Genomic DNA, 11,019 nt, shown 5'->3' on the forward strand with positions numbered 1-11,019 from the left:
CATGGACGGGATGCAGCAGAAGGAGGGCGGCATGACAGCCCCGCGTGCCGAAGGCACGACCAAGCAGCACCTGATCGACCCCGAGATCTGCATCCGCTGCAACACCTGCGAGGCGACCTGCCCGATCGGGGCGATCACGCACGACGAGAACAACTACGTCGTGGATCCCGGCACGTGCAACGCCTGCGGCGACTGCATCTCGCCCTGTCCGACCGGCGCGATCGACAACTGGTTTGTCGTGCCCGCCGCCTTCAGCCTGGAAGAGCAGTTCTCCTGGCAGGAACTGCCGCCGCGCCCGCCGCAGCCTGCGGCCGGCGACGCATCGGATGCGCTGGATGCCGAAGCCGCGGCGCTGCTGGAGGAGGCGCATCGCGGCGCGGGCGGCAAGGCGCGCGCGCCGAGCACTGCGGCGAAGCCGAAGGTCAATCTGTTCAATCGTGCGTCCCCCGCGACCGCGAAGGTCACCGGCAATATCCGCGTGACGAAATCCGGCACCAGTTCCGACGTGCATCACATCATCCTTGACTTCGGTGCGGTGCCCTTCCCGGTGCTGGAGGGGCAGAGTATCGGCGTGGTGCCACCCGGCGCCGACGCGAATGGCCGCCCGCACGCGATGCGCCTCTACTCCGTCGCCAGCGCGCGCGACGGCGAGAAGCCCGGTGCCAATAACCTGGCGCTGACCGTCAAGCGCGTGGCGGAGCCGCGCTCGGATGGCAGCGTGTTCCACGGCGTCGCGTCGAACTGGCTCTGCGACCTGAAGGTCGGCGACACGCTCGGCGTGATTGGTCCCTTCGGCACCACTTTCCTGCTGCCGGAAGAGCCGGAAGCGGACGTGATCATGATCTGCACCGGAACCGGCTCCGCGCCCTTCCGCGCCTTTACGGAACGGCGGCGACGTCTTGCCCAAGGGGGAACAGCGTCCGCCGGCGGCAAGCTTCACCTCTATTTCGGCGCGCGCACACCGGAGGAGCTGCCCTATTTCGGCCCGCTCCAGAAGGTTCCGCCTGCCGTGCTGGCGCAGGAGCTGGTGTTCAGCCGCCTGCCGGACCGTCCGAAGGAATACGTGCAGGACCGGATGCGTGCGCGCCCTGCGGAACTCGCCGCCCTGCTGGCCAAGCCGCGCACCCACATCTATGTCTGCGGCCTGCGTGGGCTGGAAGCGGGCGTGGATGCTGCGCTGGAGGAGATCGGCGCGGCGCATGGCTTCGACTGGCCGTCGCTCCGCGCCGAGATGCGGGAGCAGGGCAGGTTCCATGTCGAGACCTACTGAAGGCAAGGCCTACCCCTTCATCCACACCCGCCGCATCCGCTGGGGCGAGAGCGATCCCGCGCGCATCGTCTACACCGCGCGCTACCTGGACTTCGCGATGGACGCCATCGAGGCATTCTTCACCGACCGTCTCGGCGCCAGCTTCTACGAATTCAACCTCGACCACGGCGTCGGCACGCCCTTCGTGCATGTCGAGCTCGACTTCCGCAGCCCGCTGACCCCGCGCGACACGCTGGAGACGGAGGTCCGCCTGTCCCGCCTCGGCGGTTCCTCGCTGAGCTTCGCGGTCGCCGGGCGCGTCGGCGAACGGCTCTGCTACGAAGGCCGGCTGGTCTGCGCCTTCGTGGACGTCACCGGACCGCAGATGAAGCCGATCCAGGTGCCGCCGCAGTTCCGTGCGCTGCTGGAGGCGGACGCCGCCTTCGCCCTGGCCTGACTCACGCGGGCGCCAGCGCCGGCAGCGCCAGCAGCGCCGCCAATGTCTGCTCCACCGTGCGGCCCGAGGTGTCCACCGTGAAATCCGCCCGCGCGTAGAGCGATTCGCGGCTTTCGAGGATCGCGCGCAGATCCTCCATGGCGCGCCGGTTGTCGCGCATCGGGCGGGTGTCGCCCTGCTCGATCACGCGCTGCATGTGCTCCTCCGGCCTCGCGCGCAGCCAGATCGTCACGCAGGTGTCGAGCAGCAGGCCGAAGGTCGCCGGCTCCGCGACGATGCCGCCGCCGGCGGCGATCACTGCGGGCGTTTCCTCCCGCACCAGCCGTTCCAGCGCGGCGCGTTCCAGGCGGCGGAAGCCGTCCTGGCCGTGGATCGCGAAGATGTCCGACAGCTCCATCCGGCCTTCGCGCTCCACCTCGCGATCCAGTTCCACGAAGCGGATGCCGAGGCGCTCCGCCAGCAGCCTTCCGAGCGTGGATTTGCCCGCGCCGCGAAGCCCGACCAGCGCCAGGCGGCGCGCGCGGGTGCGGGCTTCGCGACGGCCGAAATGGCGTTGCAGCAATTCCCGCGCTTCGGCGAGGCGTGCATCCGGCAGCTGTGCGACGAGTTGGTCCAACAGCAGGCGTTCGGCCGTGCGTTCCGGCCGCCCTGCAGTCAGCTCCTCGGCGCCGACGCCGAGCGCGCGGGCAATGCGTCGCAGCAGCAGGATCGAGACATTGCCTGTGCCGGCCTCCAGCTGCGCGATGTAGCGCTCCGACACGCGCGAGAGGCGGGAGAGCTCGCGCCTGGTCACGCCGCGGCGCGCGCGAAGGGTGCGCAGCCTGGCGCCGACGGCATGCAGGAAGGCGTCGTCGTCGGGGTCCCCGTTGCCGCGTTCGGGGGCGTGCGGGAAATGGGCGCCGCTGCTCATCGGCGCCCAGCCTACACCGGTTCGCGCCGCAACGGCAGACCGCGCGTGGCGGATGGACGGCGCGGCGCCGGGCACCTTATCCTCGCCGCGTCCCGGCGGAGGAGTGTCCCCTGCAATGATGAGCGCCGAGCAGAATGATCGCCTGACCCGCGTGGGCCCGGGCACGCCCGGCGGCCGGCTGCTGCGGCGGCACTGGCAGCCGGTGGCGCTGCTGGACGAGCTGGACGGCCAGCGTCCGGTGCGTCCCGTGCGCGCGCTCGGCCAGGACATGGTGCTGTTCCGGGATGAGCGCGGCCGTCTCGGCCTGATCGACCGCGCCTGTCCGCATCGCGGCGCCGACATGGCCTATGGGCGCCTGGAGGATGGCGGGCTGCGCTGTGCCTTTCATGGCTGGCTGTTCGACGCGGAAGGCAAGTGCCTGGACACGCCGGCGGAGCCGGAGGGCAGCACGCTCTGCACCCGCATACGTATGCGCAGCTATCCGGTGCAGGTGCGCGGCGGCATCGTCTTCGCCTATCTCGGCGAGGGCGCGCCGCCCGCCTTCGCGCATTTCGACTGCTTCGTCGCGCCCGACACGCACACCTTCGCCTTCAAGGGCCTTATCGAGTGCAACTGGCTGCAGGCGCTGGAGGTGGGGATAGATCCTGCGCACGCCTCCTTCCTGCATCGCTTCTTCGAGGACGAGGACACGGCCGCGAGCTACGGCAAGCAGTTCCGCGGCGCCTCCGACGGGTCCGACCTGCCGATGACCTATGTGCTGCGCGAGTTCCCGCGCCCGCGCATCGAGGTGGAGACCACCGAGTACGGCCTGCGCATCGCTGCACTCCGGCAGATCAACGACGCGACGACGCATGTGCGGGTGACCAACCTCTACTTCCCGCAGGCCTTCGTGATCCCGATGAGCGCGGAGATGACGATCACGCAGTGGCACATGCCGGTGGACGACACGCGCACCTACTGGGTCGCGATCTTCACCAGCTTCGGCAAGCCGGTGGACCGCGCGCAGATGCGCGCGCAGCGGCTGGAGAATTATGCGCTGCCCGACTACCTGCCGAAGAAGCACCGCGGCAACGAGTACGGCTTCGATCCGCAGGAGCAGGCGCGCAGCACCTATACCGGCATGGGCCACGACATCAACGTGCACGACCAGTGGGCGGTGGAAAGCCAGGGCGCGATCCAGGACCGCACGCGGGAGACGCTGGCGAGCAGCGACAAGGCGATCGCCGCGAACCGCCGCCTGCTGCTGCGCGCCATCGCGGCGGAAGAGGAAGGCAAGCCGTCCATGATGGTGCTGGACCAGGCCGCCGCCGCGCGGCTGACCGGCCCCGGCACGATCGACGGCATGTCGCCGTCGGAGCGCTGGGAACAGCATTGGCGGGAGGCGGTGGCGCGGCGGCGCGCCGCCGCGCCGTGGAACCCGCCGGCGCTGGCCGCCGAATGAGTGTCGTCGAGGAGCCCGGGTTGCGCGGTGCCGGGGGGCACGCGCAGGCCGCGGAGGTCCTGGCGCGCGTTGCCGAGGACGATATCGGCGTGGTGCGCCTCGCCTGGCCCGACCAGCACGGCATCCTGCGCGGCAAGACGGTGCTGGCGAGCGAGCTGAAGGACGCGCTGGAGGATGGCGTGGCGATGACCACCACGCTGCTGCTCAAGGACACCTCGCACCGAACCGTCTTCCCGGTCTTCACCGCCGGCGGCGGCATGGGCGCGAAGGAGTTGGAGGGGGCCGCGGATTGCATGCTGCTGCCGGACCCCGCCACCTTCCGCCGTCTGCCCTGGGCGTCGCATAGCGGCTGGATGCTGTGCGATGCGCATTTCCCGGATGGCCGCGAGGTGCCGCTCTCCACGCGCGGCCTGCTGCGCCGCATCGTGCGGCGCGCGGAGGATGCTGGCTACGAGAGCATCATGGGCCTGGAGGTGGAGTTCCACCTGTTCCGCCTGCTTGATCCGAAGCTCGCGCCATCCGATGGCGGCCAGCCCGGCACGCCACCGGAGGTGGCGCTGCTGACGCAGGGCTACAACTACCTGACGGAGTTGCGCTACGACCAGCTCGATCCCGCGCTGGAGATTTTGCGGCGCGACCTGCTCGCGCTCGGCCTGCCGCTTCGCTCGATGGAGGTCGAGTACGGTCCGAGCCAGGTGGAGTTCACTTTCGCCGCGCAGGAGGCGCGCGCGGCCGCCGACCTGATGGTGCTGTTCCGCTCCGCGGTGAAGCAGATTGCGCGGCGCGCCGGCTATCACGCCACCTTCATGTGCCGCCCGCGCATCCCCAACGTGATGTCGAGCGGCTGGCACCTGCACCAGTCGCTGCGTGAGGGTTCGGGCGGGCGCAACCTGTTCGTGGATGAAGGCGGTGCGCTGCTGTCGGAGACGGCGAAGCAGTATCTCGGCGGGTTGCTGCACCATGCCGGCGCCGCGGCCGCCTTCGCCGCGCCGACCCTGAACGGCTATCGCCGATTCCGCCCCTATTCACTGGCGCCCGATCGCGCGGTTTGGGGCGTGGACAATCGCGGTGTGATGCTGCGCGCGCTCGGCACGCCGGGCAGCAGCGCGACGCGCATCGAGAACCGCATCGGCGAACCGGCGGCGAACCCCTACCTCTACATCGCCTCGCAACTGCTGTTCGGGCTCGAGGGGATCGCGCAGCGCCGCGATCCCGGCCCGCCGGCGGACACGCCCTATGAGGCGAAGGCGCCGCTGCTGCCGAAGAGCCTGGCCGAGGCGTTGAGCGCGCTCGAGGGCGATGCGGTGGCGCGCGCGGGGTTCGGCGAGGGCTTCGTGGGTTACTTCGTGAAGCTCAAGCGTGCCGAGATCGCGCGCTTCGAGTCGGAAGTCCACGAATGGGAACAGCGCGAATATTTCGAGCTGTTCTGAGCATGCGCATCGCGGTCATCGGCAACGGCATTGTCGGCACATGCTGCGCCGCCTGGCTGCAGCGCGACGGACATCATGTCACCTTCGTGGACCCGCGCGGCCCCGCCGAGGCGACAAGCTTCGGCAATGCCGGCTCGCTCTCGCCTTCCGCCTGCCTGCCGGTCGGCATGCCGGGGATGTGGAGGAAGGTGCCGCGCTGGTTGCTGGATCCACTTGGACCCTTGGCGATCCGCTGGTGGTACGCGCCGTTGGTGGCGCCCTGGATCGCGCGGTTCCTTCGCGCCTCGGACCGTGCCGAGGTAGTGCGCATCGCAACCGCGCTGCGCGGGCTGCTGGCGCCGATCTTCGACTGCTACGAGCCGCTGCTGCAACGCGCGAACGGCATGGGGCTGATGAAGCGCAGCGGCTGCCTTTACGTCTATTCGGGCGAGGAGGCGGCGCGGCAGTGGGCCTGGGGCATGAACCTCCGACGCAGCCTCGGCGTCGAGCTGCGCGACATCGGTGAGGAGGAACTCGCTGAGCTGGAACCGGACCTGCGCGGCCGTTTCCGCTTCGGCATCCTGGCGCCGGAGAACGGCTCCACCACCGATCCCGCGGCCTTCACGCGCTGCCTCTACGCGCAATGCGTGAAGGACGATGCCGAGGCGGTGCGCGCGCGTGTCACCGGCTTCCGCCTGGCCGATGGCGGCGTGCGCGCCCTGGAACTGGACAATGGCGAAACGCTGCAAACGGACGGCGTGGTGCTCGCCGGCGGTGCCTGGTCGGCGCAACTTGCCAACCGCCTGGGCCCACGCATTCCGCTGGAGACTCAGCGCGGCTACCATGTGACCGTCGAGAGCAACAACCTCGCGCTGCGCCACACCGTGATGGCGGTGGAGCACAACATCATGGTGAACCCGATGCGCATGGGCCTGCGCCTTGCCGGTTCGGTAGAGTTCGCGGGCCTACACGCCGCGCCAGACTATCGCCGCGCGCAAATCCTTCTGGAGCGCGGGCGCGAGATGTTCCCGCATCTCGACACCACCCGCACCAGCGAGTGGATGGGACATCGCCCCTGCCTGCCGGACAGCCTGCCGGTGATCGGCCGGGCACCGCGCGCCGACAATGCATGGTTCGCCTTCGGCCACGGTCATGTCGGCATGTGCGGCGCGGCGAGCACCGGGCGCGAGATCGCCAACCTGGTTGCCGGCCGCGCACCGCAGCTGGACCTCGCGCCCTTCGCGCCGACGCGCTTCGGGCGCGCGTGAATCGGCCGCACCTCCAACGGTGTCTCGATGTCGCCTGCGACGTCGGTGGTGGCTTCGTGGATCTCTGCGCGACCGGATCGGGCGCAATCCTGACCGCGAAGGTGCCGCGCCGCCACGACGCGACGCTGACGGACATGCTGCACGCCGCGCTGGCGGATGCCGGCATTGCGCCGGTGGAGGTGGGGCAGCTGCGACTCTCCACCACGCTCGCGGCGAATGCGCTGCTGGCTGGTGAGGCCGCCCCGGTGGCGCTCGTTGCCACCGCCGGCTTCACAGATGTGCCCGATCTCGGGCGGCAATCGCGGCGTGACCCGGACCTCTGGCCGCCGCCACCGCCGACGCCGCCATGGATGTCGCCGGAAGCCTGGCGCTTCCCCCTGCGCGGCCGCATCGCGGCGGATCGCAGTGAGGCCGAGAAGCTGGCGGTGGACGAGCTGGATGCGCTGCGCGCGCTGCCGCACGGAACTCCGGTCGCCCTGTGCCTGCTCTTCGCACATCGGAACCCGGCTCATGAGCTGGCGGCAGCAATGCGCATTGCTGCGCTGCGGCCGGATCTGCCGATTTCACTCTCGCATCGCGTGGACCCGCAGCCGCGCGAGTTCGAGCGCATGCTGGCGACGCTGGCCGATGCATCGCTGAAGCCGCTTGCCGCGCGGCTGCTGCAGGTCGAGGGACTGCCGGCACCCTGGGTCATGCGCGCGGAAGGCGGGCTCGTGCCGTTGGCCGAGGTGCTGGAACGGCCACTCGGCCTGATCGGCTCCGGGCCGGCCGCCGGCGCACTGGCAGTGGCGCACGCGGCGCGGGGTGAGGATGCAATCGGCCTCGACATCGGCTCCGCTACCACTGAAGTGAGCCTGCACCGCGCCGGCGCACCACTGCCCGCGCGCGGCACCTGGCTGGACGAGATGTGGCTGCGCGGCACGTCGCTGGATGCCGAGAGCCTGCGTCTGGGCGGAGCGATGCTGCTGACGACGGTGGGTGGCCGGTTGCGATTGGGGCCCGGCGTCGCGCCGGACGGGCCAGCCTGCCTGGGCGGCAGGGCGGCGACGCTGACCGATGCGGCGCTCTGTGCCGGCCTGCCTGCCGAGGCCGGCACATCGCAGCGCGAAGCAGCGCGGCGTGCGTGCGAGGGGATCGACCCCGCCGCCGTGCTGCGCCTGGCCGTTGCGTGGCTCGCGGAGCGCGTGCGCCGCATCGCGTTCCGGCGCAACCTGGATCCGACGCGTGCAAGGCTGGTGGTGGGCGGCGGCGCGGGCGTGTTCCTGGCGCAGGCGATCGCGGCAGAACTCGGCGCGCGCGAGCTGGTGGTGCCGTGCCACGCGGCACTGCTGGCGGCGACGGGGCTGGCGCGCGCGCCGGCCATGGCCCGGGAAGAGATGGCCTGCGATCTCGGCCTGGACGCGCTCGGTACGCTGCATAGGCATGCGGCGCAGCACGCGGTGTCGCTGCGCGCTCGATTGCAGCAGTGGGATGTGCCCGCGCCCAGGCTGCGGCACGAGCTCGACCTCGCGCCGGGGCCGCGTGCGGAGCCGCTCACGATGGCCTGGACACCGGGCGACGATGCCAACCTTGCCATGCGCTTTGCCGAGGCGGCGCACGCGCAACGCGGCCAGGCGCCACCGGACGCACCGCGCATCCTCGCGCTCCGCAGCATCGCCACCGCGGACCTGCCGGCGCCATGACGCCCGACCCGGAGGTGCTGCGCCTGCGGCTGGAAGGGCTGGCGGACCGGATGCAGGACAGCCTGCTCGCCGCCGCGCTTTCGCCGGTGGCGAGCGAGGGAATGGATTGCGCGGCCGCCCTCTTCCTGCCGGATGGGCGCGTGCTGGCGCAGGCGCATTCGCTGCCGCTGCTGCTCGGCGGGATGATCCCGGCGGTCGCCGGCATCCTCGCGCGCTTCCCGGCCGAGGCGATGCAGGATGGCGACGGCTTCCTGACCAACGATCCCTGGTCCGGCGGCACGCATCTGCCGGACCTGATCCTGGTGCGACCGGTCCTCGCGACACGCCGTGTCGTGGCGCTGGCCGCGACGATCCTGCATCACCAGGATGTCGGCGGGCTTGCGCCAGGATCGGTGCCGACCGATGCGCGCGACATCTTCCAGGAAGGGCTGCGCCTGCCGCCGGTTCAGTGGCGGTGCGCCGGGGCCGAGGATGCCGGCATCGCCGCAGTGCTGGAAGCGAACAGCCGTGCGCCCGCAATGCTGCGTGCGGATCTCGGCGCCCAGTGGGCGGCGGTGTCGCTGGCGGCGCGCGAGCTCGGCGCACTGGCCACGACGCTTGGCCCGGAGGATTTCGCGGCGGGTGCTGAGGCGCTGCTCGCGCGGTCACGCGCCATGCTCGCCGAGGCGCTCCGCGCGCTGCCGGAAGCGCAGGCGAGCGCCGAGGAGGCCCTCGAAGGCGACGGCCTCACTCCCGATTCCGTGCCCATCCGCGTCATGCTCCGGCGTGAGCCCGGCCCCCGCCTGGTCGCCGATTTCGCCGGCTCGGCGCCGCAGACCGCGGGCCCGGTGAACGCCGCGGCTTCCGGCCTGCTCGCCGCCGGCTTCGCGCTGCTGCGCAGGATCGCGCCGGAAGCACCGGTCAATCACGGCCTGCTCGACCTGCTCGATCTTCGCCTGCCCGAAGGCAGCGTGGTGAATCCGCGCTTCCCCGCCGCGGTGAATGCGCGCACCGCGACGGTGAAGCTCGCCACCAATGCGCTGTTCGCTGCACTGGCGAAGCTCTCGCCGCAGCCGCAGGCGGCGCCTAACGCCGGCGTCGCCGTCGTGCTCTCCATCGCCGGCGAGGGCTGGATGCTGACGGAGATCCTCGCCGGCGGCGCCGGCGGCGGCCCCGACGGCCCGGGGCTGCACGCCATCTCTGCCGATGTCTCCAACGCGCGCAACCTGCCGGTGGAGACGCTGGAGGCGATCGCGCCGATCCGCGTGGAGGAAGCCGCCCGCCGCCGTGGCTCCGGCGGTGCCGGTGCGATGCCGGGCGGTGACGGGCTGCGCCGCGTCTATCGCCTGCTGTGCGGGACGGCGGAAGTCTCCTATCGCGGCGAGCGGCATCTCGCCGGGGCGCCGGGCGCGTCGGGCGGCGGCGCGGCGGCGCCCGCGGCGGCGCGCATCGAGCACGCAGATGGCCGCACCACGCATCTGCCCTCGAAAGCCCGCTTCACCTGGAACGCGGGAGAGCGTTTCATCATCGAGACCGCCGGCGGCGGCGGCTGGGGACAGGCATCCGACAAGGGAGAGACCGAAGATGGCTCGGCATGATGTCACGCGTCGTGGACTCGCATTGATCGGCATGGCCTTTGCCACGCCGGCTGTCGCGCAGGGCGGATCCTGGGCGCCGGAGCGCGGCATGCGCATCGTCGTGCCCTTTCCACCGGGCGGCTCGACCGACCTCCTGGCGCGGCGGCTGGCGGACCACCTGACCACAGCGCTCGGCCAGACGGTGATCGTCGAGAACCGGCCGGGCGCCGGCGGGACGGTGGGCGCCGACCTGGTGGCGAAATCGGCACCGGACGGACACACTCTGCTGATGGGCGTGACGGGCAGCAATGCCATCGCCGGCAGCCTGTTCCGCAACCTGCCCTATGACCCGGTGCGCAGCTTCGCCCCGGTCTCGCGCGTGGTCTCGGCACCGCTGGTGCTGGTGGTGACCGCGGAGCATCCGGCGCGCGACATGGCGGGCTACATCGCCGCCGCGAAGGCGGCGCCGGGGAGCATCGGCTACGCCACGCCGGGCAACGGCACCTCGATGCACCTCACCGGCGTGATGTTCGGCCAGGCCAGCGGCACGCAGCTGCAGCACGTGCCCTATCGTGGCTCGGCCCAGGCGATCACCGACCTGATCTCCGGCCAGGTGCCCTCTGCCTTCGCCGATGTGCTGGTGGCGCTGCCGCATATCCGCGGCGGCAGGATCCGCCCGCTGGCAGTGAGCTCCCCGGCGCGGCATCCGCTGCTGCCCGAGGTGCCCACCATGCAGGAAGCGGGGCTCGCCGGCTTCGAGGCGACCTCCTGGCAGGGCATCTTCGCACCGGCGGGCACCCCACCGGCGGCGCTGGCGCGACTGCAGGCGGAGATCGCAAAGGCCATGGCCTCGCCCGCCATCCGCGACTCCTTCGCCCAGCAGGGCTTCCTCGTGGAGAGCACGACGCCGGCCGAATTCGCCTCTTTCGTGGCCCGCGAGGTTGCGAAATGGGCAGAGGTCGTGCGCGCCGGCAACGTGCGGGTGGATTGATCCCGAGGGCACCCGGGAAAGCGCTTGACTCCCCGGGGGGTGACGCGCGGCAATCA

9 protein-coding genes are annotated in these 11,019 nt (G+C 71.3%); 8 read left to right on the forward strand and 1 reads right to left on the reverse strand.

The genetic code is table 11. From position 1 onward, the window contains the following. Position 1 precedes the first annotated feature (1 nt). Positions 2–1,270, forward strand: a complete 1,269-nt coding sequence (gene boxA / locus ACESM1_RS14965; protein ID WP_372621317.1) for a benzoyl-CoA 2,3-epoxidase subunit BoxA — start codon at positions 2–4, stop codon at positions 1,268–1,270. Continuing rightward, positions 1,254–1,706, forward strand: a complete 453-nt coding sequence (locus tag ACESM1_RS14970) for an acyl-CoA thioesterase (RefSeq protein WP_372621319.1) — start codon at positions 1,254–1,256, stop codon at positions 1,704–1,706. The genes boxA and ACESM1_RS14970 overlap by 17 nt, the downstream gene beginning before the upstream one ends. 1 nt (position 1,707) lies before the next feature. Here the strand turns inward: ACESM1_RS14970 and ACESM1_RS14975 are convergent, their stop codons facing one another. After that, entirely contained in the window at positions 1,708–2,616 is a 909-nt protein-coding gene (locus ACESM1_RS14975) for a helix-turn-helix transcriptional regulator (protein WP_372621320.1), read from the reverse strand. 115 nt (positions 2,617–2,731) lie between these two features. Between ACESM1_RS14975 and ACESM1_RS14980 the strand changes: the two genes are divergently transcribed. The 6 genes from ACESM1_RS14980 to ACESM1_RS15005 are packed head-to-tail and all read left to right on the forward strand — an operon-like array spanning position 2,732 to position 10,963. Next, positions 2,732–4,057, forward strand: a complete 1,326-nt coding sequence (locus ACESM1_RS14980; protein WP_372621322.1) for a Rieske 2Fe-2S domain-containing protein — start codon at positions 2,732–2,734, stop codon at positions 4,055–4,057. Next, complete coding sequence (locus ACESM1_RS14985) at positions 4,054–5,487, forward strand: glutamine synthetase family protein (RefSeq protein WP_372621324.1); 1,434 nt, start codon at positions 4,054–4,056, stop codon at positions 5,485–5,487. Before ACESM1_RS14980 ends, ACESM1_RS14985 begins: the two co-directional genes overlap by 4 nt. Positions 5,488–5,489: 2 nt before the next feature. Beyond that, the gene (locus tag ACESM1_RS14990) at positions 5,490–6,734 is read left to right on the forward strand and encodes an NAD(P)/FAD-dependent oxidoreductase (RefSeq protein ID WP_372621326.1); all 1,245 of its coding nucleotides are present in this window, start codon (positions 5,490–5,492) and stop codon (positions 6,732–6,734) included. Then, a complete protein-coding gene (locus ACESM1_RS14995) occupies positions 6,731–8,416 on the forward strand; it encodes a hydantoinase/oxoprolinase family protein (protein WP_372621327.1) in 1,686 nt (561 codons plus the stop codon). The genes ACESM1_RS14990 and ACESM1_RS14995 overlap by 4 nt, the downstream gene beginning before the upstream one ends. Then, complete coding sequence (locus ACESM1_RS15000; protein WP_372621328.1) at positions 8,413–9,993, forward strand: hydantoinase B/oxoprolinase family protein; 1,581 nt, start codon at positions 8,413–8,415, stop codon at positions 9,991–9,993. Before ACESM1_RS14995 ends, ACESM1_RS15000 begins: the two co-directional genes overlap by 4 nt. After that, complete coding sequence (locus tag ACESM1_RS15005) at positions 9,980–10,963, forward strand: Bug family tripartite tricarboxylate transporter substrate binding protein (RefSeq protein WP_372621330.1); 984 nt, start codon at positions 9,980–9,982, stop codon at positions 10,961–10,963. Before ACESM1_RS15000 ends, ACESM1_RS15005 begins: the two co-directional genes overlap by 14 nt. The last annotated feature ends 56 nt before the right edge of the window (positions 10,964–11,019 follow it).

The organism is Falsiroseomonas sp. (assembly GCF_041690465.1).
In the GTDB taxonomy this organism is placed as follows: domain Bacteria; phylum Pseudomonadota; class Alphaproteobacteria; order Acetobacterales; family Acetobacteraceae; genus Falsiroseomonas.